The sequence below is a fragment of the Tepidisphaeraceae bacterium genome, from assembly GCA_035998445.1.
GTDB lineage: Bacteria > Planctomycetota > Phycisphaerae > Tepidisphaerales > Tepidisphaeraceae > DASYHQ01.
Window position 1 is genome coordinate 52,733 of sequence record DASYHQ010000039.1, and the last position, 25,571, is coordinate 78,303.

19 protein-coding genes are annotated in these 25,571 nt (G+C 64.1%); 6 read left to right on the forward strand and 13 right to left on the reverse strand.

The features are described from left to right. Positions 1 to 151: 151 nt before the first annotated feature. Positions 152 to 1,666, forward strand: coding sequence for a sugar ABC transporter ATP-binding protein (locus tag VGN72_15540; GenBank protein HEV7300778.1), 1,515 nt, complete (start codon positions 152 to 154; stop codon positions 1,664 to 1,666). A gap of 62 nt (positions 1,667 to 1,728) precedes the next feature. Beyond that, positions 1,729 to 2,898, forward strand: a complete 1,170-nt coding sequence (locus tag VGN72_15545) for an ABC transporter permease (GenBank protein HEV7300779.1) — start codon at positions 1,729 to 1,731, stop codon at positions 2,896 to 2,898. Between the two features lie 208 nt (positions 2,899 to 3,106). On the opposite strand, the gene VGN72_15550 is transcribed toward VGN72_15545, so the two are convergent. The 7 genes from VGN72_15550 to VGN72_15580 form a co-directional block, all read right to left on the reverse strand. Continuing rightward, positions 3,107 to 3,655: a DsbA family protein gene (locus tag VGN72_15550; GenBank protein HEV7300780.1), complete on the reverse strand. Its 549-nt coding sequence runs from the start codon at positions 3,653 to 3,655 to the stop codon at positions 3,107 to 3,109. 183 nt (positions 3,656 to 3,838) lie between these two features. After that, positions 3,839 to 7,681 carry an AAA family ATPase gene (locus tag VGN72_15555; protein HEV7300781.1) on the reverse strand — a complete coding sequence of 1,281 codons (3,843 nt, stop codon included), beginning with the start codon at positions 7,679 to 7,681 and terminating at the stop codon, positions 3,839 to 3,841. A 125-nt stretch (positions 7,682 to 7,806) separates the two neighbouring features. Further along, a complete protein-coding gene (locus tag VGN72_15560; GenBank protein HEV7300782.1) occupies positions 7,807 to 9,699 on the reverse strand; it encodes a flagellar basal body P-ring protein FlgI in 1,893 nt (630 codons plus the stop codon). A 153-nt stretch (positions 9,700 to 9,852) separates the two neighbouring features. Beyond that, positions 9,853 to 10,461: a transcriptional regulator NrdR gene (gene nrdR, locus VGN72_15565; protein HEV7300783.1), complete on the reverse strand. Its 609-nt coding sequence runs from the start codon at positions 10,459 to 10,461 to the stop codon at positions 9,853 to 9,855. 174 nt (positions 10,462 to 10,635) lie between these two features. Next, on the reverse strand, positions 10,636 to 11,835 hold the full coding sequence (locus tag VGN72_15570; GenBank protein ID HEV7300784.1) for an aspartyl protease family protein: 1,200 nt from the start codon (positions 11,833 to 11,835) through the stop codon (positions 10,636 to 10,638). Between the two features lie 291 nt (positions 11,836 to 12,126). Beyond that, a complete protein-coding gene (acnA, locus tag VGN72_15575; GenBank protein HEV7300785.1) occupies positions 12,127 to 14,859 on the reverse strand; it encodes an aconitate hydratase AcnA in 2,733 nt (910 codons plus the stop codon). A 205-nt stretch (positions 14,860 to 15,064) separates the two neighbouring features. Next, positions 15,065 to 15,679, reverse strand: coding sequence for an outer membrane beta-barrel protein (locus tag VGN72_15580; GenBank protein HEV7300786.1), 615 nt, complete (start codon positions 15,677 to 15,679; stop codon positions 15,065 to 15,067). A gap of 474 nt (positions 15,680 to 16,153) precedes the next feature. Here VGN72_15580 and VGN72_15585 point away from each other — a divergent pair, with 474 nt between their 5' ends. The 4 genes from VGN72_15585 to aroA all read left to right on the forward strand — a co-directional run bounded on the left by VGN72_15585 (position 16,154) and on the right by aroA (position 19,093). Then, on the forward strand, positions 16,154 to 16,690 hold the full coding sequence (locus VGN72_15585; GenBank protein ID HEV7300787.1) for a MarR family transcriptional regulator: 537 nt from the start codon (positions 16,154 to 16,156) through the stop codon (positions 16,688 to 16,690). A 117-nt stretch (positions 16,691 to 16,807) separates the two neighbouring features. Beyond that, positions 16,808 to 17,236, forward strand: a complete 429-nt coding sequence (locus VGN72_15590) for a hypothetical protein (protein ID HEV7300788.1) — start codon at positions 16,808 to 16,810, stop codon at positions 17,234 to 17,236. A 69-nt stretch (positions 17,237 to 17,305) separates the two neighbouring features. Continuing rightward, entirely contained in the window at positions 17,306 to 17,746 is a 441-nt protein-coding gene (locus tag VGN72_15595; GenBank protein ID HEV7300789.1) for a hypothetical protein, read from the forward strand. A 27-nt stretch (positions 17,747 to 17,773) separates the two neighbouring features. Continuing rightward, on the forward strand, positions 17,774 to 19,093 hold the full coding sequence (gene aroA, locus VGN72_15600) for a 3-phosphoshikimate 1-carboxyvinyltransferase (protein ID HEV7300790.1): 1,320 nt from the start codon (positions 17,774 to 17,776) through the stop codon (positions 19,091 to 19,093). Positions 19,094 to 19,306: 213 nt separating this feature from the next. Here aroA and VGN72_15605 read toward each other — a convergent pair whose 3' ends face one another. The 6 genes from VGN72_15605 to VGN72_15630 all read right to left on the reverse strand — a co-directional run. After that, positions 19,307 to 20,089: an ABC transporter ATP-binding protein gene (locus VGN72_15605; GenBank protein ID HEV7300791.1), complete on the reverse strand. Its 783-nt coding sequence runs from the start codon at positions 20,087 to 20,089 to the stop codon at positions 19,307 to 19,309. Continuing rightward, a complete protein-coding gene (locus VGN72_15610) occupies positions 20,086 to 20,856 on the reverse strand; it encodes an ABC transporter ATP-binding protein (GenBank protein ID HEV7300792.1) in 771 nt (256 codons plus the stop codon). The genes VGN72_15605 and VGN72_15610 overlap by 4 nt, the downstream gene beginning before the upstream one ends. An 84-nt stretch (positions 20,857 to 20,940) precedes the next feature. After that, complete coding sequence (locus VGN72_15615) at positions 20,941 to 22,074, reverse strand: MraY family glycosyltransferase (protein ID HEV7300793.1); 1,134 nt, start codon at positions 22,072 to 22,074, stop codon at positions 20,941 to 20,943. A gap of 231 nt (positions 22,075 to 22,305) precedes the next feature. Beyond that, positions 22,306 to 23,316, reverse strand: coding sequence for a biotin synthase BioB (gene bioB, locus VGN72_15620; protein HEV7300794.1), 1,011 nt, complete (start codon positions 23,314 to 23,316; stop codon positions 22,306 to 22,308). Between the two features lie 520 nt (positions 23,317 to 23,836). After that, positions 23,837 to 25,063: a hypothetical protein gene (locus VGN72_15625; protein HEV7300795.1), complete on the reverse strand. Its 1,227-nt coding sequence runs from the start codon at positions 25,061 to 25,063 to the stop codon at positions 23,837 to 23,839. Positions 25,064 to 25,264: 201 nt separating this feature from the next. Next, on the reverse strand, positions 25,265 to 25,571 hold a 307-nt coding region (locus tag VGN72_15630; protein HEV7300796.1), incomplete at its 5' end, for a hypothetical protein.

The following is a 25,571-nucleotide window of genomic DNA, read 5'->3' on the forward strand; positions in this document are numbered from 1 at the left end:
GCCGTCATGATTTTCAATCGTTGGCGTCGTTACAACCTACATCACGTTCGTTGCGAGATCGCGAAAAACATCTGTCGCTTTGCGTCAACGTTGATGGCGCGTTGCGCGCGCGTTCACGTTCTTGCGGTTGGGGGTTAAACTTCGTCCCGCCATGTCGACCACTGCCACCACCACTGCCGACCTGCTTGCCGTCGATTCGGTCTCCAAACAGTTTGGGACCGTGCGCGCGTTGGACGGCGTGAGCCTGTCGCTGCGCGCCGGTGAGGTGCACGGCATCGTCGGTGAGAACGGCGCGGGCAAGAGCACGCTGATGAAGATCCTGTCGGGCGTCGAACGCCCCACCAGCGGGCGCGTGCTGCTGGAAGGCGCCGCCACGACCTTCCGGACACCGGCCGAGGCGCAGCGGGCGGGCATCGCAATGATCCATCAGGAGCTGAACCTGATCGACGAGCTCTCGGTGGCCGCCAACATCTTCCTGGGGCGCGAGAAGCACCGGCTGGGCTTCGTCGACTCGCGCTGGGCCCACCGCAATGCCGCCGACGTGCTGGAGAGCCTGAACTGCCCGATCAACCCCGCCGCCCGCGTGCGCGACCTGTCGCTGGCGAACAAGCAGATGGTGGAGATCGCCAAGGCGGTGTCGACGAATGCGTCGGTCGTCATTATGGACGAACCGACCGCGGTGCTGACCCGCCGGGAAGTCGATGCGCTCTTCGGCCTGATCGGTCGGCTGAAGGCCAAGGGGGTGGCGATCGTTTACATCTCGCACATTTTGTCGGAAGTCGTGTCGACGTGCGACCGCGTGACGGTGATGCGCGACGGCAAGGTTGTGGAAACGCTGGACCGCCAGCGCGTGCAGGAGGTTGGCGAGCGCGGGCTGGCGACGCTGATGGTCGGCCGACCGATGGGCGATCATTTCCCGCCGCGCAACCGGCCCGATGCGCGCATTGCCTTCGAAGTGCGCAACCTGAACGTTACGGGCAAGGTCCACGACGCCACGTTCGCCATTCGCGCCGGTGAAGTGCTGGGGTTCGCGGGCCTCATCGGCGCCGGTCGCACGGAGCTGGCCGAGGCGATCGTGGGCGTTCGCAGGCGGTCGAGTGGTGAGATCTTCATCAACGGCGACCCGGTGAAGTCCGACACGCCTGGCCGGGCGGCGCGGGACGGCATCGCCTACCTGTCGGAGGACCGCAAGGGCACCGGCCTGACGCTGGGCATGGGCATCGCCGAGAACACGACGATGGTGTCGCTGAAGAAGTACGCCCGCCCGTTCATCTCGCGCCGCGGTGAAGAGGCGGCCACACGGCACTACGTGAACACGCTGCGCATCAAGATCGGCCACCCACGCGACGACGTCGCGACGCTGAGTGGCGGCAACCAGCAGAAGGTGGCGCTGGCGAAATGGCTGGAGGTGTCGCCGAAGGTCTTCATCATCGACGAGCCGACGCGTGGCGTAGACGTGGGCGCCAAAGAACAGATCTACGCCCAGATCCGTGCCTTGACAGCCGCCGGCATGGCTTGCATGTTGATTTCGTCCGAATTGAACGAGGTGATCGGTTTATCAAATCGCGTCGCCGTGATGCGCGGTGGCCGGATCGTCGCCACGATGGACTCGACCGACGCCACCGAGCAAAAGATCATGTTCCACGCAGCGGGAGTAACGAACTGACCCACGGTCAGCCTGCGAGGTTTCCCGACACCGCTTCAACCGACGATTACCGAAAACCAGAAATGACCGACACCCCCGCTACCGACCTTCCGCTCCTCCCCCGCCGCCGGTTCAACGTGGGGTCGATCCTCGGCACATTGGGCCCGTTGGTGGCCCTCATCGTCATCATCATCGTCACCGCGATCCTCGAGCGCTACCTGACAGGCGGCAGCCGGTTTCTCACGATCGAGAACCAGCTGAACATCCTGCGGCAGTACTCGTTCGTCGGCATCGTGGCGCTGGGGATGACGTTCGTCATCATCAGTGGCGGCATTGATCTATCCGTCGGCTCGATCGTCGCGTTCGCCGGTGGGCTGGGCATCTGGACGATGAACACCGCGCTCACCGCCAGCACGATCATGAAGGCGCACGGGCGCGCGATCGAGCGCGAGATGGATTCGCCCTACTCGCCATTCCGCCTCTGGCTGGCGCAAACCTTCTCCGATCGCGGCCTGGCCGAGAGTGAGTCGACCGCTGTCTGGATCGCCGTGGTTACCGTGCTTCTGGCGGGCATGCTCGCGGGGCTGATCAACGGGCTGCTGATCGCAAAGGGCAAACTGGCACCCTTTATCGCCACGCTCGGTGGGTTCGCGGCTTACCGCTCGTTGGCGCTGGCGATGGCGGATGGTGGAGAGTATCGCTCCAGCAGTTCAAAGCTGTTCCCCATCCTGGGCACGAAGGGCATCGAGGTGCCGTGGATCGAACTGGGGCCCAACCGCGTGATGACGCTGCCGTGGTCGGTCATCATCTTCTTCGGCCTGGCGATCGTGCTCTCGATCGTGCTGAACCGCACGCGCTACGGTAGATACGTGTACGCCGTCGGCAACAACGAGCGCGCCGCGCGCTACTCGGCCATCGCGGTCGACCGGATCAAGATCATCACTTACACGCTGATCGGCGCAACGTGCGGTTTATCGGCGATGCTGCTCAGCAGCCGGATGAACAGCGTCGCCAGCAGCACGACCGGCCAGCAGTACGAGCTGGACGCCATCGCCGCCGTCGTGATCGGTGGCACGCGCATGACCGGCGGCGCCGGCAGCATCTGGGGCACCGTCATCGGCGTCCTCATCCTCGGCGAGATCGGCAACATGTTGAACTTCCTCCAGGTGTCGCCTTACCTGCAGGGGTTGGTGAAGGGCGTCATCATCATCGCTGCGGTGCTCGTGCAGCGCGTGGGCCGGAAGACGGCTTAACGTTCGAAATCCCAAGCCCCAATGCCAAGCAAATGACCAAGCACCAAATCCCAATGGGAGTGGTGCGCCCCGCGACGACTCGTCATCCTGAGGTACCCCGAAGGATCTCCCCCCGTATTCGCTTCGAGAAGGAAGAGATCCTTCGGAGTACCTCAGGATGACGGGGCCCGTAAATCAAATGACGCGACACAAGTGAAGTTAAAACCCGTTAGCGCGCACCGGCGATCGCCTCGTTCAGCGCCGCAGTCAGCGATTCCAGGTCCCGCTGGCCGACGAACTTGAAGCCGTTGATGAAGAAGCTGGGCGTGCCCTTCACGCCGCTCTGCAGGCCGCTCTGGTAGTCCCGCCGCACCTTCTTCGAGAACCGCTGCGATGACAGGTCCGACTGGAACTTGTACACCTCCAGCCCCACGCGCATCGCGTAGTGACTGAGGTCGGCGTCAGCCAGATGGTCCTGCTGCTCGAACAGCACGTCGTGCATCTCCCAGAACTTCTGCTGCGCCCCGGCGCTCTCGGCGGCCTGGGCGGCGGCGGAGGCGTGGGGGTGGATGCTGGCGACCGGGAAATGGCGGTAGACCAACTGCATCCGATCGCCGAAGTCGGCCTGCAGCTGCTTCACGATTGGGAAGGCGCGCCCGCAGTAATCGCACTCGTAGTCGCCGTACCACAGCAGCGTCGCCGGCGCGTCGGCCGGGCCCTGCGTGTGGTCCTGGGGTTCGATGGGGAGGACCAGCGCGATGTTCGGGTCGATCAGCATAGTGGCCGATTGTATGCCGGGCGGGCTCGATTGGCGTGGATGGCGGTATGCCCCTTTCCGGCCCCTCTCCCGGTACTCCGGGGGAGGCTGGGTGGGGGTGATTGTTCCTCCGAGAACCGTCAGCAGTTCGAATGCACCCCCACCCTAACCCTCCCCCGGAGTACCGGTAGAGGGGACCGGAGCCTACACCGTCGCCAGTTCTGCATCGGCATCGGCGCTGATTCGGCCGTGGCTGTCCACCTGGTCGAACTTCACGGCCACGCGCTTGCTCACGCCCTGCTCCTGCATCGTCACGCCGTACAGCGTGTCGGCGATCTGCATCGTGCGCTTGCTGTGCGTAATGACGATGAACTGGCTGCGGTCCAGGAACTCCTGCACGATCAGGTTGAATCGCCCGTTGTTCGCCTCGTCCAGCGCAGCGTCCACTTCGTCCAGAATGCAGAACGGACTCGGCTTGCTCTTGAAGATGCTCATTAGCAGCGCGATGCACGTCATCGTCTTCTCGCCGCCCGACAGCTGGCTGATCGTCACCGGCTTCTTGCCCGGCGGATGGGCGAGGATTTCGATGCCGGCATCCAGCGGGTCGATGCGCTTCATGATCGGCAGCTGCGTCTGACCGTCCGGCCCAATCGTGGCGGCGTGACCGGCGCGGTCCTCGATCTCCGTCTCCAGCACGATGTCGGCCTTACCCCCGCCGAACAGCTTGCGGAACATCGCCTGGAAGTGCCCGCGGACGGTGTTGAACGTCTCCTCGAACCGCTTGCTGGATTCCTTGTTGATCTCGTCGATCAACTGTTCCAGCTGCCGCTTGCTGTCGGTTAAATCCGTGATCTGCGTCGCCAGGAACTTCTCGCGCGTCTCCAGCTCTTCCAGTTCGCTCAGCGAGTCCAGATTCACGTTGCCCAGCCGTTGGATCTTCTCCTTCAGCTCCTTGATCTCGCCAGCCACCGCGGCCCAATCCATGTCCTCGGCCTTGTACCCTTCGCCGCCTTCCTCGCTCAGGCTGGCGTACTTGGCGGGCAGATCGAGTTGAAGTTCCTCAAGCGTGCGGGCGACCAGCGATTCCAGTCGCACGCGCTGCTCGCCGGCCTTCATCTGAAGGGAATGCAGTTCCCCTTCGATGCTGGCATGCTCGCCGCGCAGCGACTCGACCTGACCGCTCAGTTCCCGCACGGCGTCGCCGACGGTCTTCACCCGCTCGGTCAGCACGGCGATCTGCTCGGTCAGCTCGTTCTGATTCTGCGTGAGCGCGGCCTGCGCCTGTTGCGCCGCCTGCAGTTCGTTTTGCACCTGCGGCTGGCGCACGACGACGTTGGCGACGCTCTTGGTCACGCGTTCCAACTGCTGCGTGAACTCGGCTACGTTCGACGTCAGCCGTTGCACCTGCTCGCGGCTGTTCAACTGCTTTTCCTGCACCTTGCCGAGCGCGACGCGAACCGTCGTCAGTTCCTCGTTGGCCGCCCGCAGCTGCTCAACGATGGTCCGCTGGCGGTCGGCCGATTCGTCGACGAACTTCTGCGAATCGGCCTGTTTGCCGTCCCACAGTTGCCGTTGTTCGATTAGCGTCACTTCCTCGGTCTTCAGCTTGCCGGTCTGGTCGAGCATGGTCTGCAGCTCGCGATCCAGCAGCGGCTGCTCGCGCTTCAGCGCCATCTGCTTATCGTTGTTCTGCGACAGCAGGCTATTGATCTCCACCTTCTGCGTGTTGGCGGCGTACAGCGCGGTGCGCAGGCTGTTCTGCTCTTCCTCCATCGCCTTGGCCGACGCGTTGCCCTCGGTCAGCTGGGCCGACAACGACGCGATGCGCGCATCGACCTCGGCAATTTGCTGATCCAGCGCGTCCAGCTCCGCGTGACGCGACAGCAGCCCCATGGCGGCCGTCAGCGGACCGGCGCGAAGCGTGCCGTCGGACTCGATCACCTCGCCCAGCTTCGTGACGTACCGCCACCCCGCCGGGCCGACGTTGTGCAGATCGGCGGCGGTGGTGAGGTCGTCGACGATCACCGTCTTACCAAGCAGGTGCTGAGCGACCGCGATACACTCGGCGTCGCAGCGGACGAGGTCGATCGCCAGGCGGATGCGGTGCGGGTGTTGGTTCCAGTCGTAGGCGTCCACCGCATTGGCCGTGGCATGGGCGTCTCGCCCATGCGGGTCAGCAGGCGAAGATATTTGATTTAGGCCGATCGCCTCGGACTCGCCGCCCGTTTGAATATAATCTTTCTGATTCTCCACACGCATGGGCGAGACGCCCATGCCACGGTGAAGAGCGTCCGCGGAGACGATGCTCACGCGGCCTTCCAGCGTCGCCAGCGTATCGCCGGCGGCGTAGGCGAGGGTGGCGGTGTCGGCGACGAGCAGTTGGTCGCGGCCGTCCAAGGCGGCTTCGATCACGTGCGCGTGTTCGACGTCCACGCGCAACACGTCGGCCACCAACCCGCGGATGAACGGGAACTTCGTCTCACGCTGCCGCAGGACGGCCTTTACGCCTTCGCTCACGCCCTCGCGCTTGGCTTCCAGATCCTTCAAAACCTTTTGGCGCGAAAGCAGCCCGCTGCGATGTTCGCGGGCGGCGCCGAGCTGTTCGCTCGTCTGGCGGATCTGCGTGCCCAGGGCGGCGGCGTCGTTCTTCTTCGCCTCGATCTGGCGCTGCCGGTCGGCGATCTCGTCCAGCGCCACCGTCAGCTTCAGCGCCGCGGCGCTGCGCTGCACTTCCAGCGTCTCCAGGTCCCCCACCACCGTCCGGCGGCGCTCGGCGAGGCGCATCTGCTGGTTGGCGATGTTGCGACGCTCGATCTCGATCGCGCCAAGTCGGCTGTTCGTCTGCGCAAGCTTGCGCATTGCGTCGAGGATGGCCGCCTTGTGCTGCTCGACCTCTTTGTTCAGCTGGTTCTGTTGCAGCTGACCATCGCGGAAGGCCTGCTGGCGTTCGTCGATGTGCTTGCGGTGCTCGTCGAGCTGCTTCGTCAGCGTCTCAAGCATGCCCTGTTCGGTCTGCAGCGATGCCTGGGCCGATTCCAGCCGTTTGGCGATCTCGGCCTTGTCGCGTTCGAACGACGCCAGCTGATCGGCGATCTGCTGCAGCTGTTGCTGGGCGTAACCCTGCCGCTGCTTGGCCGACTGCATCTGGGCCTTGGCCTGCACCAGTTCGTATTCCAGCTGCTGCTTGCGCTGCGTGTGCACCTCTAGGTCTTCGCGCTGCGCGGCCGCGGCGTTCTGGGCCTTTTGCAGGTCGCCGGTGGTGTCGTCTAGGTTGAACTGCGTATCTTCGAGCCGCTTCTCCAGCTCGTCCAGCCGGCCCTTGAAGGTGTGGTACTCCTGCAGCGAGTACATCAGCCGCAGTTCGCTTAAGCGCTCGAAGTATTCCTGATAGTTGCGCGCCTTGCCGGCGGCGATCTTCACGCTGCGGAGGCGCTTTTCGACTTCCTCGACAATGTCGGTGACGCGGGCGAGGTTCTGGTCGACCTTTTCCAGCTTGCGCTGGGCTTCCTTCTTCTTCTGCTTGAACTTGGAGATGCCGGCCGCCTCTTCGAAGATCAGGCGGCGTTCTTCGGGGTTGGCTTCCAGCAGGGCCGACACGCGGCCCTGTTCGATCACGCTGTAGGCATCGACGCCGACGCCGGTGTCGAGGAACAGCTCGCGAATGTCCTTCAGGCGCGACGACGAGTTGTTCAGGTGATACTCACTGGAACTGTCGCGGAAGAGGCGGCGACCGACGGCGACCTCGTCGACGTCGAGGTTCAGCGTGCGCTTGCCGTCCTCCTTGATCGGGTTCTCGAAGACGAGCGTGACCTCGGCCATGCCGGCGGGCTTGCGGCCACCGGAGCCGTTGAAGATCACGTCCATCATCGCGTCGCCGCGCAGGCTCTTGGCGCTCTGTTCGCCGAGCACCCACTTGAAGGCGTCGACGACGTTGCTCTTGCCGCACCCGTTGGGCCCGACGATGCCGGTGATCGGCGCGTCGAACACGAACTCGGTGCGGTCGGCGAAGCTCTTGAACCCCTGGACGATCAGCTTTTTCAGGCGCACTGCGGCAGCCTCCGTGCTTGTGGATTGCCGATTTGCGATTTGCGATTGCCGATTAGCAAGCAAGGCCACGATGACGTGCCTACGCCTTCAATCGCAAATCGAAAATCGCAAATCGGCAGTTCCCCCTACTCTCCGGCCGCCCGAGGTTCCTCGGCGGCGTCGACCTGGGGTCGACCGGTGCCGGGGATGGCCGGGGCAGCGTAAATCGCGTCTTCGAATGCTTCGGATTCCTGCAGCACAAACGCGGTCTTCATCCGCGTGACCTGCGGTTGGCCGGTGGTGACGGCGCCCGCGTCCGGGCGGCTGATGACGCCGGCGCTGATCAGCTTCTGGTCGGCCATGCCCTGCACGAGCGCCACGATCTCGGCGTAGCCGAAGTTGAAGCGCCGCTCGCCGGTCGGTCCCTCGCCACCCAGCCGGGCGATGACCTCGGCGACGTCGGGCCGGCTTTCGACCTTCAGTGGCTGGCCGATGTCACGGCCGCGGTAGAACAGGTTGACGAACTTGTTCGCCTGGTCCGACGACACCTGAAACTCGCCGTTGAGGGCCGTGAAGATCATCGGCAGGTCGAGCGACAAGCGGTGGCCGAACAGCGCGATGCGCGGGATGCCGCCGCGCGTGGCGTAGATGAGTGGTGGGCCGTCGCTGTCGACGATGTCGAGCACGAACTGCTCGTTGATCACCTTGCTGTAGATGCTGCCGTCCGCGTTGGCCGCCAGCGTGCGGTAGGCCTCGACGCGCACGTCGTTCTGCTTGCTGTCGAGCAGGTCGCGCAACATCACGTTCAGCCCCGGCGAAGCGGGAAGTTGGCCGAGCGTTTCGGTGGCGGCCAACTGCATCGGGTGACCTTCGGTCTTGGCGATGCCCAGCAGCGCCTGCGGCGCTGAGGGATCGCCCAGGAACGCCGCTGCGCGGGCGGCGGCGTAGGTAACCTCAGGCGAGTTCTTCGTCGCGTCCATCAGCGGCACCAGGAACGGCAGCGCCGGCTGACCAAGCCCTTCGAACGCGTAGCTGATGTTCTTCAACATCGCGCCGGGCTTCACGGCCTCCTCGGCCAGCACGCGCGCCTGCCGTGCGGCGAACTCGGGCGAGGCGTTGGGGTACAGGTGCTGCACGATGCCGATGAAGTGTTCCCAGTCTGCCTCGTAGGCCTTGGGCACGAAGACGTTGATGATGCCTTCGTCCTGCGCCTCGGCGACGGTGTACGACGGCACGGTCGAGTTCCGCCGGAAGCGGTCGGCGACGTCCTGGAAGTACATGTTGATGCGGTTCTCGATCTGCCTCGCCGTGCTGCGCTGCGGCTGGCGCAGCTGCAGGCGGATCGGCCGGTCGATCATGCAGTGCCCACCGGCCAGCACCATGCCGTTGCGCAGGCTGCGCTTGGCGTTCCCGTTGTCGTCGGCCCGGTCGTTCAACGCGTAGGCGGGATTGACGAACACCGGCCCCTGCGCGCGGGCGTAGACGTTCACCGAGCCGGCGGGGTCGGTCTCGCGGAGGCCCAGGACGTGCAGATCGGTCTGATAGAGTGCGCCGCGCGCCAGGCTGGTTGCGTCGCTGGACGACAGCGTGTTAACGATGATGTCGAACTGCTGCTTCCGCCGGGCGCCGGGCGGGATGAGGCCGCGCACCTCCACGATCGTGAAGCGCGGGTCGTCGAGCGCCCGGTCCGGGTTGATCGCTGACAACGTCGCCGAGTTGGCGCTGCCGAACCCGTGCCGGAGCATCTCCTTGGCCATGTAGTTTCTGACGGCGGTCGGGTAGGGCCCGCCACCCGTGCGGTCGAGGTTGGCGATCAGCCCATAGCCACTGACGACGAACGGGCCGATGTCGGCCAGGTTCGTCTTCTGCAGCACCGTGTCCTTCAGGTAGTGCGGCACCTCGCGCACCGGCAGCGTCTGGTACCGCGAGGCAGGCATCTTTGGCTTATTCTTGTCGCCACCGCAACCGAGAAGCAGCGTGCAGGATAAGCTCGCGACGAGCAACGGCGACAGACGGGCGAGTTTGGCACGAGGCGTCATGGTGTGTTCCTCCACGGTGGTGCGTCGGGGACGGCTACGGGCAGAATGCGAAAAAATACGACTAAATTCGCTAAAAATCGGCCTAATTACCGTTCTTACACAGGTGCCCAAACCGCCGTTCCCACCTCACTTAAACAGACGCCGCGGCAGCGCTTAGGGTTCGTTCGATTCCGCGGCGTCAGCGGCCGGGGCCTTCTTCGCTCGCTTGGCCTTGGCCGGGGCAGGCGCGCCATTGCCGTTCGTGTCCGCGGGTGGTTTGGCCTCGAGGAACAACCGGCCCTGCCCTGGCACCTCGTAGCGCATCGCGTCAAGCACGGCCTGCGATTCGCTGACGAGCTCGTCGAGCGTCTTGAACTGCCGGTAAACACTGGCGAACCGCACGTAGGCCACCTGGTCCACCCGCCTGAGCTTCTCGGCCACCAGTTGCCCGACGGCAGTTGTCGGCACCTCACGGTCGTAGCTGGCGAAGAGCTCTTCCTCCACCTCGTCCGCAATTCGCAACAGTTCGCTTTCCGGCACGGGGCGCTTGAAGCAGGCCCGTTCGAGGCCGGTCAAAATCTTCTGCCGATCCCACGGCGTGCGCCGGCCGTCCTTTTTCACGACGGTTAGTTTGACGTTTTCCTCGATCCGCTCGTACGTCGTGAACCGCTTGGCGCACCCCATGCACTCGCGGCGCCTGCGGATCGACCGCCCACCATCGCAGGCGCGCGAGTCGATCACCTTCAGGCTCTCCTTGTCGGCATCACAGAAAGGGCAACGCATTACAGCGGGAAAAGTAACGCTTTTGACGAGGAAAGGCAAAAAATGCCGGTTTGATACATCCTATGGGTGACGCGGGGTGATGCGCCACAGCCCATTGGGTGAATTCGGCGTGATGAAAGCGAAGGTTTGAACGTACGGCAGGGGCAACACCTGGATCGTCCCTGCGACGCGCCATCAAGGCACCAGTACACCGATCGGCACGGCGACCGACTGCCGCCGACCGTTGCGGAGGTAGGTCAGCGAGGCCATGCCGTGTCGCAGGGCCAGCGGTGTCCTAGCGGCGCGGTAGTCGGCGAAGGGCATGCCTTCGATACGCTCCAGTTGGTCGCCCACCTTCAGGCCCGCCCGGTCGGCGCCGCTGTTGGGCACGATCGCGATGATCCTGGCGGTGGTCAGGTCGACGTAGTAGCCCGGGCCGACGATGGGCGGCACCACGATTGGCGACTGCGACGACCGCCGAAACGCCACCCGGCCGTTACGCTGGTCAATCGTGACCGCAAAGTGCCGCAGGTACGCGGTGCCGATCACCGGAACGTTGCCCAGCCCGATCTCGGCGATCGGCCGCTCGATGGTGTGCCCCCCGACCGCCACGTCCACCTTCAACCGCGCCCGATCCGACTGGTTCGCCGCCCGTCCGTGATAGAACGTGAACGGCGTGCCGGGCACGGTCTCCTTCGCGCCGGGCACGCTGGCCCGCGCCCAGTTGGGCAACGCCAGGCCAGATGAAAACCCCGTATCTAACAACGTCCACACCTCGCGCCTGCCCACGCGAAGTGGCACCATCGGCCCACCCGTTCGGCTGACCTTCAACGGTAGCACGTCGCGGCCGTTCGGCGCGGGCAGCATGCCGTTCTGGATGATGAGCTGCTGCTTGGGAAAGTCGAACGTCAGCAGCACGTTGCGAAACGCCGGCAGGCCCAGTGCGCCGCTCATGGTGCCGCCGGCGCTGTCGAGGATCGACAGGTCCTGCACGACCGCCTCGAAGTCCTGCAGCATCGCGGCGCTAGCGCCGGTGCCGAGTTGCAGCGTCTCCAGGCGCGCGATGCCCAGCGCTCGCCGAACGTTGCCCCCCGCGTCAACCGACCGCAGGTCCGTCGCCCGCGTCTGCGCCCGCGACCCCGTGGTGAACGCCGGCGACAGCAACGACGAGAACGCGCCCGTATCGACGATCATCTCTCCCGCGAACCCGTTCCCCCGCACCGCCACGCGCGGCGTGCCGACCGTGTCCTCCACGAACGGCACCACCGACAACACCCCGTCGCCCGCCAACCGCGTCCGCGACGGCGTCGCGTCCAACGGCAACACCGGCCCGCAGCCCGCCGGCGCGAGCAGGCCCGCAAGGATCGCGATCGCATGGATAAAACGACTAAACATGCGGGATGTTATTTCTGGTCCCTCTCCCGGTACTCCGGGCGAGGTTGGGTGAGGGTGATTTCGAACTACAGAAGGCCCTCGAATGGGCACGAATCAGCACGAATAAAAAAGACGCAACATTGTATGGCTCATGTTCCTGTTGATTCGTGCTCGTTCGTGGAGAACTCTTCAATCACAAAACGTGCGGCAGTTCGCATCACCCTCACCAAGCCTCTCCCGGAGTACCGGGAGAGGAGCCGGAGGGCCCTGCGACGTCACGGCGGCGTGCTGCCTTTCCGCGTTTCCGCCTTACTAATTCCCGCGCTTCAGGATGTTCCGCAACACCGTGTGCAGGATGCCGCCGTTGCGGTAGTAGTCGACCTCCACAGGGGTATCGATACGGCAGGTGGTCACAAACGTCGTCACCTTGCCGTCTGGCGCGGTCGCCTTCACGATCACGTCCTGCATCGGCTTCAGCTGGTCGCCAAGGCGGACGTCGAACGCTTCTTCGCCGGTCAGGCCGAGCGTGGCGCGGGTCTCGCCCTTCTTATAGACGAGCGGCACGACGCCCATGCCAACCAGGTTGCTGCGGTGAATGCGCTCGAACGACTCGGCGATCACGGCCTTCACGCCCAGCAGGAACGTGCCCTTGGCGGCCCAGTCGCGGCTGCTGCCCATGCCGTAATCCTTGCCGGCGAGAATCACCAGTGGCACGCCGGCGGCTTGGTACTTCATGCTGGCGTCGTAGATCGCCTCGATCAGCTGGCCGTTCTCGCCCGGCTTGCCGAGGTAGCGGGTGACGCCCCCTTCGGTGCCGGGGGCAAGCTGGTTGCGCAGACGGATGTTGGCGAACGTGCCGCGCGTCATCACGCGATCGTTGCCGCGGCGAGCGCCGTAGCTGTTGAAGTCCAGCGGCTTCACGCCGTTGTCCATCAGGAACTTACCCGCCGGGCTGTCCTTCTTAATCGCGCCGGCCGGGGAAATGTGGTCGGTCGTAACGCTGTCACCCACCATCGCCAGCACCCGCGCGCCCTCGATCGGCTTGATCGGGTCCGGCTCAGGCTTCAGGTCGACGAAGAACGGTGGCTCCTGGATGTAGGTGCTGCTTACGTCGAACTCGAACAGCTCACCGCCCCGCACGGGGATCGCGTTCCACTGTTCGTTCTTGCTGCCGACGTTGTCATACTGCTTCGTGAACATCTCCGGCGACAGCGAGGCGGCGACGGTGGAGTTCACCTCCTGCTGGCTCGGCCAGATGTCCTTCAGGAAGACCGGCTGCCCATTCGAATCCGTGCCGAGCGGCTCGGTTTTCAAATCGATGTCCACCGTGCCCGCCAATGCGTACGCCACCACCAACGGCGGGCTCGCAAGAAAGTTGGCCTTCACGTGCGGATTGATGCGACCTTCGAAGTTGCGGTTGCCCGACAGCACCGCCGCCACGACGAGGTCCTTCTCTTCCACCTCGCTGGCGATGTGTTCGGGCAGCGGTCCACTGTTGCCGATGCAGGTCATGCAGCCATAGCCAGTGGTCTGAAAGCCGACTTGGTCGAGATAGGTTTGAAGTCCGGCCTTCTCAAAGTAATCGGTGACGACGCGGCTGCCGGGCGACAGGGACGTCTTCACGAACGCCTTGCTCTTGAGCCCCTTCTCGACCGCCTTCTTGGCCAACAGGCCGGCCGCGATCATCACGTCCGGGTTGCTCGTGTTCGTGCAGCTCGTGATGGCCGCGATGACGACCGAGCCGTTCTTCAACCCATCACCGGCAGTGGTTGTTTCAGCAACCACGCTTTCAACCCCTGTTGAAGATCCCCCACCCACCTGCGCCAGCGCCGGCTTTTTGCTGCTCTTGCTCGCATCGGCAACAGCGCTGGCGAACGCCTTGCGCACGTTGTGCAGTTCCACGCGGTCCTGCGGGCGCTTCGGGCCGGCCAGGCTGGGCACCACGGTCGCCAGATCCAGTTCCAGCACCTGCGTGTAGATCGGCTCGACCTGATCGTTCCGCCACAGCCCCTGCTCCTTGCTGTAGCGTTCGACGAGGTCCACGTGTCCTTCGCTGCGGCCGGTGAGGCGCAGGTAGGTCAGCGTCTGTTCATCCACCGGGAAGAAGCCCATCGTCGCGCCGTATTCCGGGGCCATGTTGGCGATCGTCGCGCGGTCGGCGACGGTCATGTTGGCCAGGCCGGGGCCGTAGAACTCGACGAATTTTTCAACGACGCCGAACGAACGCAAGATCTGCGTGATCGTGAGCACGAGGTCGGTCGCAGTGGCCCCTTCGGGCAGTTGGCCGTGCAGTTTGAAGCCGACGACCTCCGGCGTAACGAGGTAGATCGGCTGGCCGAGCATGCAGGCCTCGGCCTCGATGCCGCCCACGCCCCAGCCCACGACGCCCAGGCCATTGACCATGGTGGTGTGGCTATCGGTGCCGACGAGCGAGTCGGGCATCGCGACGCCGTCCTTCGTATAGACGACCTTCGCGAGGTACTCGAGGTTCACCTGGTGCACGATGCCCGTGGCCGGCGGCACCACGCCAAAGTTGCGGAATGCCTTCTGGCCCCACTTCAAAAACTCGTAACGCTCGCGGTTGCGTTCAAACTCGGTCTTGACGTTGTTGAAGAGGGCGAAGCCCGAACCGTACTCGTCGACCTGCACGCTGTGGTCGATGACGAGGTCGACCGGCACCAGCGGGTTGATCTTCTGCGGGTCGCCCCCCGCCCGCTTCATCGCCGCCCGCATCGCGGCCAGATCGACCACGCAGGGCACGCCGGTGAAGTCCTGCAGGATGACGCGTGCCACCTTGAATGGAACTTCAACCTGCAGCGGCGCGGTCGGGTTCCACTTTACGAGGCGCACGACGTCCTCATCGCTCACGATGAAGTTGTCGACGTTGCGCAGCGTGCTTTCCAGCAACACCTTGATCGAGAACGGCAGCTTCGACAGGTCGCCAACGCCCGCCTTCGACAGCGCGTCCAACCGGCTGATGGTGACCTCGCCGGCTTTGGTGGACAGTTTTGATTCGGAACCGAAGGCGTTGCTGGTGATGGGCATAGTCTGCGAATCTTATGCGCGGGCGACCCCGTATCAAGACGCGTCCCCCCCCGGGCTCTCTTGTAGGACAGGCATTCCTGCCTGTCTCTCCCCCCGCTCTCCCCCCGTATTCCTCATGCACTAACACAACACCCTTCAACCAAAAGAAATGCCTGGCCGCAAAAGCGGCCAGGCCGGTGTGACGACTCGAGTACGTCCGGTTTGTTTAGAAACGCCAGCCCACGGCGACGCCACCGCTGTGGAACAGCAGGTTGTCCGCGGCGTCCTCTAGGGTGGTCAGGGTGGCGCGGTAAAGCAACTTCATGAACAGGTGATCGCCGAAGTCGAACCGTACGCCACCGCCGAAGTTCCCAGCGGGGTTGGTCTCACCGACATCCTCACCCTCACCGTCGCCGCGCCGTTCACCGTTCGTGCTGACGAAGCCGATGCCCCCGGTGATGAACGGCGTGACGGGGCCGTCGATCAGGTACAGGTCGAGGTTCACGTCGCCCGTGACGATCGTGCCATCCTCGATCACAATCTCACCCAGGTTGATGTACTCGAAGTCGCACGGGCCGCCCGCCAGCGTGAAGTTGAGGTTGATGAAGGCGTTGAAGTTGATGCCGAAGCCGGCGCCAAGCATGAAGCTCGGATCGACGTCAAAGCCGGCCTCTCCATCGAACGGGCTCTCGGCGTCGAATCTCGTGTCGTCACCCGTCATGAATCGACCGATGCCGAACACTTCGATGCCTTGCCGCATCTCACTGGCCGATGCCGAGTTGCCGGTCATCGCCATAGCCATCGCCGCCACCACCGAACAGACCGCAGCCTTGCGCAACATATAAGTCCTAACTGATGCTAACGACCGGGAGCACGATCAAGCGGATCGACGAACCGTACGTCTTCCCCTGTCCCCCGAGATCGAAGCGGCGACACGGTACAGAGCACCGAGCCCATCAACAATACCTTTCGGGTGTCGCGCCAGAGCGATTCAGGAATTCAAAGTGTAGATAGCGAAGCGGACGCGGTTAGATGCACTGTATCGCCCCAGTGGGGCTCCCATACCGGCCGTCGAATGCCATCCGATTGCGCTCCATGTCCCTCGCGAACGAGCGACAGCGAAGGGGAGAGATCTCGAATGAGCGGAACCGATCGACCGATCGAGATCCCTCAGGTCGCCGAGGCTCCCGTCGGGATGACGTGGGAGAGCGGTCGCACCTTGCTTTCGTGCGCCAGCGTCTCTGAAAAGCAGGCAATCCCCTTGATGGCACCCAAGAAATACAGTATTTTCTGTTTATACAGAAACAAGGTATCTATGGACCTCACACCGATCCAAGAGAAGTTCATCCTGCACTGGGGAGAGATGGGGACGCGCTGGGGCATCAACCGCACGGTGGCGCAGATCCACGCGTTGCTGTTCATCGCGCCGCAGCCGATGCACGCGGAGGAGATCCAGGAGACGCTGAAGGTCGCGCGGTCCAACGTCAGCACGAGCATCAAGGAACTGCAGGCGTGGGGCGTGGTCAAGAACGTCCACGTGCTGGGCGATCGGCGGGACCACTTCGAGTGCATGAAGGACGTGTGGGAGATGTTCCGCCTGGTCTTAGATGAGCGCAAGCGCCGCGAGACCGACCCCACGCTCGCGCTGCTGCGCGAATGCACCGCCGAGGCTAAGAAGGCCGGGGCCGCCGAGGGATACACGCGCGACCGGTTGGCGGACATGCTCGACTTCTTCGAGACGATGAACTCTTGGTACGACCAGACCCGCCGGTTGCCCACGCCGGCGGTGAAGAAGTTCGTGAACCTGGGCGACAAGGTTGTGAAGTTGCTGGGAGGATCGAAGGAGTCGTAGCGCCGTTCCTTATTTCGCCTCAATTTTCTCTTATGACAGAAATAACAGATAAAACCACCGCCTGATGCCGAGCGACGTAGCACGGCGTCAACCGGTGAAACTCGGAAGGAGTCTGCCATGCTCATCGTTACCTGCTACATCGTTTACCTGGTGATCAGCGTTGCGCTCACGGTGTGGGTGGCGCGCACGTTGCACAAGAACGGCCGCGTCTTCCTCGTCGAAGCGTTTCACGGCAACGAGGCGGTCGCCGACAGTGTGAACCACCTGCTGGTGGTGGGCTTCTACCTGATCAACATCGGTTACGTCACGCTCGCCATGAAGTACGGCCAAAAGCCGACGACCGAGCAGGAGGCGTTCGAGTTCCTCAGCACGAAGATCGGCTTGGTGCTGCTGATCCTGGGCGCCATGCACTTCTTCAACGTCTTCAACTTCGCCAAGATCCGCCGAAAGGGCCGCGCCCATGAAGCGCAGCGGATGGCAATCGCCGACGCCCTTCCGTTGGGCCAACCGACGCCCGCAGTCGCCACGCCCACGCGTGACGCGTAGGCCGAATAGCGCTTTCGCCGCAGGCTGGTCTTGGGGGAGGCCAGCCTGTGGCTTTTTTGGAGGACCGCGATGGATGTCATCACCCAAGTCCGTTGCACAGGGGCGTTGCTCTTCGTGTTGTTCGTCCTGAATTTCTGGTTGCCGCGCTGGTTCGATTGGCGGACCGAGCTGCCACGGATCTCCCGCGTGAACGAGCAGATCGTGCGGTCACACGCGGCGTTCATCGCGCTGATGATCCTGCTCATGTCTGCGATGTGCCTGCTGTTGGCGGAAGATTTGATGCAGCCAACGCGCCTCGCGCGGTCCATCCTTGGCGGTTTGACGCTGTTCTGGTTTCTTCGGCTGCTAGCGCAATGGGTGCTTTACGACTGGTCCCTCTGGCGCGGCCACGGCACCAAGACGTTCGCCCAGATCGTTGCGACGCTCATCTGGCTAGCCGTCACAGCCACGTTCGCCCACGCCTTGTGGACCAACCTGAGCGGGCCAACAGCACGTGCCTTTGCCCTTTAGCTTCGAAAGTCGTAGCTTCGTGTAGCCATGAACCAGCTCACGATCACGCCGTTCGCTCAGCCGTTTGACATCACGATCGCCCCGCCGGGGTCGAAGAGCTTAACCAACCGCGCGATGGTCATGGCGGCGCTGGCGGACGGGACGGCGACGCTGTCGAACGTGCTGATGGCCGACGACACGCGCGTGATGATCGATGGGCTGCGCAAACTCGGGTTCGCGCTCGAGGTCGACGAAGCCACCCGCAAGGTGCGCATCGAAGGGCGCGGGGGGCTCGTGCCAGCGCCCGACGCCGAGCTGTTCTGCGGCAACAGTGGCACGACCATCCGTTTCCTGACCGCTCTCTGCGCCTTGGGCAACGGCGTGTACGCGCTCGACGGTGTCGCCCGCATGCGCCAGCGGCCCATCGCGGCGCTTACCGGGCTGCTGAGACAACTAGGCGCCAACCCGTCACACTCGCCTGAGGCCGATGGCTTCCCGCCCGTGCAGATCGTCGCCAGTGGCCTGCCGGGGGGGACGATTCAGTACGGCAGCGAGGTCTCCAGCCAGTTCCTGTCGGCCATCCTCATGGTCGCGCCTTACGCGCAGACCGAGGTGCAGGTGGAGTTGATCGGCAAGCAGACGAGTTGGCCGTACATCGCGATGACGATGCAGCTGATGGACGAGTTCGGCGTGACGCCCGAGCTGGTGCGCGACCGCGACACCGGCGAGCCGCACAAGATCATCGTGCCGCAGGGGAAGTACGTGCCGACCGATTACGCGATCGAGCCCGACGCCAGCGCCGCCACCTACTTCCTCGCCGCCGCCGCGAGCCGCAAGGGCGCAAAGGTGACGATCGAGGGGCTCGGCAAGCGCAGCCTGCAGGGCGACGTAGGCTTTGCTGACGTACTACAACAGATGGGCGCCGACCTCGTCTTCGGCCGCGACTTCGTCACCATGATCGGCACGGGCAACCTGCGCGGCATCGACGCCGATCTGTCCAACATGCCCGACGCCGCCCTCACCCTCGCGGTCGTCGCCCTCTTCGCCCGCGGCGAGACGATTATCCGCGGTTTGCACACGCTACGGGTGAAGGAGACCGACCGGCTGGCCGCGCTACAAACGGAACTGACCAAGCTCGGGGCGGAAGTCGAAATCGACGGGGACGCGTTGATCATCACCCCACCCGCCACCCTCCGCCCCGCCACCATCGACACCTACGACGACCACCGCATGGCCATGGCGTTCGCGATTGTCGGCACGGTCGCCGAGGGCGTGACGATCAACGACCCGGCGTGCGTGAATAAGACGTATCCGGAGTTCTTCGAGGATCTGGAGAAACTGCGGGCCGGCGAGGCAGAGCCACGGTAAGCACATCGCAGCGCCCCATGTCATCCCGAGCGGAGAAGGCGACGGGAGGGATCTTGATCGACCGAGCGGCTCTCGTACGAACGAGATCCCTCAGGTCGCCAAGGCTCCCATCGGGATGACAACTTGCGCTGACGGGCTCGCTAACTCGTCTTCCTTGGGATTTGGTGCTTGGTCATTTGTTGGTCATTGGGGCTTGGGATTTGGACTTTCTCCTTATCCCCCAAGGTACGCCTTCTTCACTTCATCATCCTGTAGCAACTTACTAGCCGCATCCGCCCGCACCACTTCGCCGCACTGCAGCACGTAGGCGCGGTCCGCGATCGTCAGCGCCATGTGCGCATTCTGTTCGACCAGGAAGATCGTCACCCCCGCGGCGTTGATTTCTTTGATGATGTCGAAGATCCGCCGGACGATCAGCGGCGCCAGCCCGAGGCTCGGTTCATCCAGCAGCAGCAGTTTCGGCCGAGACATCAACGCCCGCGCGATCGCCAGCATCTGCTGTTCACCGCCGCTGAGCGTGCCGGATTTTTGATCTTTACGTTCGCGCAGAATCGGGAACCGCTCGTACGCCTGTTCCACATCCGCAGCGATCTGGTCCTTGTCGCGCCGCTGGTAAGCGCCCAGCAGGAGGTTGTCGCGCACGGAGAGGTGCGGAAAGACCTGCCGGCCCTCGGGCACGTGAACGATGCCATGGTGCACGATCGTATGAGGCTTTAAGCCGTTCAATTTGAGCTCGCCGTCGCTGCCGCGATCGCCCAGCCATTCCATGCGCCCGCTGTTGGGTTTCAGCAGGCCACTGATCGTTCGCAGCAGCGTCGTTTTACCGGCGCCGTTCGAGCCGATGAGCGTGACGATCTCCCCCGCCCGCACGTCGAGCGAAACACCGTGCAGCGCGCGGATGGCGCCGTACGACACGTCGAGATCGCTCACGCGAAGCAGGACGTTTCGCTCCGTCGCGGTCGGGCCGGCGGCGTCGCTGGGGAGGCGGTCGTTCATGCGGATACCGGTTCTCCCAGGTAGGCCCCGATCACCTTCGGATCGCTCTGCACTTGGGCCGGCGTGCCAATGGCGATGGTCTCGCCGTGGTCCAGCACCGCGATGCGGTCGCAGAGGCTCATGACTAGCCGCATGTCGTGCTCGATCAGCCAGATGCCCACGCCGAATTGCTGGCGGATCTGGCGGATGAGGTGCGTCAGCTCGACCTTCTCGCTGGGGTTCATGCCGGCCGCCGGCTCGTCCAGCAGCAGGATCTTCGGCCCCGTCGCCAGCGCCCGTGCGATTTCTAATCGCCGCTGATCGCCATACGGCAGATTGCGGGCCAGCAGGCTGGCCTTGCCCGACAGCCCCAGCGTGTGCAGCAGTTCCATGCCCCTGCGGCGCATGTCGTCCTGTTCGCGCCGGAACTTCGGGCTGCGGATAATCGTCCCCAGCAGCCCATGCTCGGCCGACCGGTTGTACCCCACGATCACGTTGTCCAGCACCGTCATCTGCCCGAACAGCCGTATGTTCTGAAACGTCCGCGCCAGCCCCGCATGGTTGATCTGCACCGGCGACGCCCCATCGATCCGCTTGCCGTTCAGCGTGATGTGCCCGCTGGTCGGCGCGTACACACCGGTGATGACGTTGAACGCCGTCGTCTTGCCCGCCCCGTTGGGCCCGATCAAGCCGACCAGTTCCCCCGCGTCCACCGCCAACGAGAAATCCGTCAGCGCCCGCAGGCCGCCGAAGCGCACGGAGATGTTGTCGACCTGCAGCAACGGCATATCAAAATCAACCACGAAGACACGAAGTCACAAGGCATCGCTCGAAGGGCCAGACCGCTCTTCGTGCCTTCGCGCCTTCGTGGTTCAACTTTCTTCCTTCGGCACCGGCAGCGGATGTTGTTCCAGCAACGCCACGACTCCGAGGATCAGCACCGTCTGCCCGACGATCATCGCCGCCAGGAACCCCGACCGCACGTGCGGCAGCACGATGGCCGCGGCGCTGGTGGCGGCCGTCACCAGGTAGATGCACAGCACCGCCGTCCGCCGACTCATGCCGCGGGCCACCAGGCGGTGCGAAAAATGGTTCGTGTCGCCCACGAATGGGCTCTTGCCGTTCCGCAGGCGAATGATGCTCACCACCACCAAATCGTACAGCGGCACCGCCAGCACGATCAGTGGCGCCACCACCGCGTACCAACCCGCGCCGAAGTCGGCCCCCGGCGGCAGGAACGTCGTCCGCACCGTCAACACGCCCAGCAGAAACCCCACCACCAGCGACCCCGCATCGCCCATGAAGATGGTGGCCGGCGAAAAGTTGAAGCAGAGAAACCCCAGCAGCGCCCCCAGCAACAAGGCCAGCGCCGCCGCCACGAACCACTGCTGAATCGACAGCGTCGCCACCAGAAACGCCGTCGTGCAGACGGCCGCCACACCGGCGCTCAGGCCGTCCATGTTGTCGAGAAAGTTGAACGCGTTGGTGATGGCCGTGATCCAGAGCACCGTCGCCACGATCGCCAGCACCGATCCGAGGGCCGTCAGGATCCGCAGGTCCGGGAAGGCGACCACGATGGCCGTCGTCACCGCGAGCTGGATGAACAGCTTCGCGTACGGCCCCAGCGCCTCGCGATCGTCGCGCAACCCCATCAGGTGCAGCACGAGCGCCCCGCCCAGAATGCTGAGGACGAGCGGCGTCTGCTCGCGCGCGCCGCCAACGTAAGCGTTGAGAGTTTGGGCCCGTTCCACGAACTCGGCGGGCGCGTCGGGCGGTAGGGATCTGGGCGTCATCAGCCAGACGATCACCAACCCAGCCGCCACCGGCAGCAGAAAGCCCGCCATGATCCCCACGCCTCCACCCAGTGGCTTCGGGTTGTGATGAATCTTGCGATGCCCCGGCTTGTCCACGAACCCAATGCGCGGCGAGATGTGCTTCATCGCCAACGTCACCATCCACGAGACGGCGAACGCGACGAAGATCAACGTGAAAAGCAAAATCGTCATGTGACCGCGCGAAGATACCGGCGGCGGTCATTTGAGGAAAGGAGCGGGCGAGACGAACTTACACGCGTCGCGGCTCGATTACCGTGGCATGGGCGTCTCGCCCATGCGGGTCAGCAGGAGGGAAGACTGGATTTGTTGCAACCACCCCGACTCGATGCAGGCCCCCAACAACATCCCCCGCTTCGACCCAATGCATGGGCGAGACGCCCATGCCACGGCCAATGCCCGCCCCTACACCATCGCCGTTTCGCGGCGTTCATTGCTGGCCGCATCCTTGAACGGCGGGCGCATCGTCAGGCCCAGGCCGGTCAACAGCGCCTTGTCCTCGTCGAAATCATTCGTCGGCGCCAGCGTCAGCATGCGCTTGGTTTCCGATGAGAAGATGCTGTTCGCCCCCGCCATGAAGCACAGCGCCTGCTCAGCGCTCGACAGCGTCGCCCGCCCCGCGCTCAAACGAATCGTCGACTTCGGAAACACGATCCGCGCCGTCGCGATCATGCGAAGGCTCTGCGTGAACGGCACCTCTTCATTCAACTGCAACGGCGTCCCCTCCACGCGCGATAAGATATTGACGGGAACCGATTCCGGCTGCTGCGGCAGGTTCGCCAGGGTACACAGCATGCTCACGCGGTCATCGACCGTTTCGCCCAGCCCGATGATCCCGCCGCTGCAGACCGTCACGTTCGTCTTGCGCACGTTGGCGATCGTGTCCAGCCGATCCTGATACGTGCGCGTGGTGATGATCGTCTCGTAATACTCCGCCGACGTGTCCAGATTGTGGTTGTAGGCGTACAGCCCCGCGTCCTCGAGCTTCTTGGCCTGCTCCTCGGTCAGCATGCCCAGCGTGCAGCAGACTTCCAAGCCCATGTCCGTCACGTCGCGCACCATGTCGAGCACGCGGTCGAACTGTTTGTTGTCGCGCACCTCGCGCCACGCCGCCCCCATGCAGACGCGCGTCACGCCGGCTTCCTTCGCCTTCTGCGCGATCGCCACCACCTCGTCCTTCGGCATCAGCGGGCTGGCCTTCACCTCCGTCTCGTACCGGCTGCTCTGGCTGCAATAGCTGCAGTCCTCCGGGCACCCGCCGGTCTTGATGGAGATGAGTTTGCAGACCTGCACCTCGCGCGGGTCGTGGTGCTGCCGATGCACCGTGGCCGCATCGTAAACGAGGTCCATCAACGGCCGATCGTGTATCGCCCGAATCTCATCCACGGTCCAATCATGACGAACAACTGCAGACATCTTCTCTCCGTTGGTACGACCCGCCCGGCATGATACGGAAAGCCGACGAAAGGGGGAAGTTGACGGGGGAAGTGCGGATTGCGGATTGCGGATTGCGGATTGCGGATTGCGGAAGGATGCACGCGAAACATGCCCGGCGCAAGGGTTCTCTTCCGCGGGACGGGCATTCTTGCCTGTCTTTCTCTCTTCTGTAGGACAGGCATTCCTGCCTGTCTCTCCCCCCGTCCGCCTCTCCCGCCGTATTCTCTCTTCTGTGGCACAGTCATTCTTGCCTGTGTCTCTTCTGCCTTCGACTTCTGGATCTGGTGGGACGGACATTCTTGTCTGTCTCTCTTTTGCAGTTCAGAAGAGACGCGAAGGCGCGAAGGGCGCGAAGCGAACGCGAAGAAGAGAGTCGAACCACAGAGGACTCAGAGAGCACAGAGGCAGGCACAGAGATTATCGTTCTGTATTGGGATTTGGGCCTTGGTCATCTGTTTGGCATTGGGGCTTGGTCATTCCTCTTCCCCGCCCTTCCCCATCACGCCGCCGGCAGCATCGCTGGCGGCGAGCCAGTCACCCCCAACGCCCGCACCGTCCCCTCACTCCCACTCATCACCCGCGTCACGTCGTACTTCCCCTGCCCGACGAACCGTCCCGCGTTCACCTCGTCCAGCCACCGATCGCGCAGTTCCCGCGCCGCCGCGATCAGCCGCGGGTCGGCCTTCTTCGCCTTGCGCTGCGGCTTGGCCTTCACCACCGCCATCGCCGTCGTCTGCAGCGCTGGCGATTCACCGACAACCTCGCTCGCCGCCGCCTCCGTCTGCTCCATCACCGGCGGGCCAAACTGCACGCGCGCCCGCACCGCAGGCTTCACCGATTGCCGATTTGCGATTGCCGATTTGCGATTGGAAGAATCAACCCTTCGCCGCTCCACCGCCTTCTTTTCATCCGGCAATTGGCACTCGACATTCGGCATTCCCTCGCCCTCCGGCAGCACCACCGGCATCGCATCCCGCCAATTCACGCCCGGCGGAATCGGCAGCACGATCCGATCCTCGTTCATCGCCCCGCCCGCCGTCTTGCTCGGAAACCACCACGGCGTTACTTCATCGCCCTGCCGAATGCGCTTCTGCCAGAAGATGTGCGTCCGCGCCGCGCCGCCCTTCCCCTTCGTCCGGCTGCCACTGCGAAACGCCAACGCCACGAACCCCATCGCCTCCCAGAATTGGTTGGCTTCAATATCCTGCGCACACCAACAGCAGTACAGCCTGCACCCGTACGCGCTCCGCTCAAACTGCGCCTTCAACAGCGATGCCGCCACCAGACCACGACGATATGCCGGCACCACGTTCATCTGATAGATCACGCCCACATCGTCGCGCTTGAAGTACTGATCGGCCGCGATCAGATACCCTACGCGTCCCCCCCACGAGCCGGACGCGTCAGCGACGGTCCCGCCCGACGAGCCGGACGCGTCAGCGACGGTCCCGCCAACGCCCCCAGCAACGGAATCGCAAGCACCGGTCGCTAACGCTCGCGGCTCGTGCACTTCCGCCACCAACACATGCCCCGCCCTCACCTTCCCCTCCAACTGCGCCCGCGGCATGAACCCCACCTGCTTCGTGGTTGCCTTCTGCAGCGAATCCATGAACGCCACATCGTCCAGCGTCCCCGCCCGCACGCGCATCTCCACCCGCGGCCGCACGGCCAACAACTGCGACGACGACGACGACGACGACGACGATGTGCTCACCTGCTCCAGCATTTGTAACTCCTGTGGTCCGTGTTCAGTTGCCAGTGGTCAGTTGTCGATCCAACGCCCGCGCGCCAAGCACGCCAAGCACGCCAAGTCAGAAAGAAGAGATCGAGCGAGCCGATTAGATGGCAAAGGACGCCTCCCATCGGGTGCCACGCCCCCGCTCCTCCGTCCTTCCGCCTTCATACTTCAGACTTCATACTTAAGACTTCACCCAAACGGCAGCACCACCGCCGTCACGCCCGCCCACGCCCCGCCGTCGATCGCCACGATGCCGTTGTCCGCCCCCGCCGTCAGCGTGACCGCCCCCGGCACCGGCGGCACCGACTGCGTCACCAGCCCAATCCGCACCGTCGCCGGCCCCTCGAGCGTCGCGCCGCCCGTGCCGATCAGCTGGTCCAACATCGCCCCCGGATCGTTCACGATGATCGCCGCCCCATCGATCGCATCCACGTCGATCGCCCTGCTGAACGTCAACGTCAACACAAGGTCCACCTCGCCGTCGTACACCGCCGAC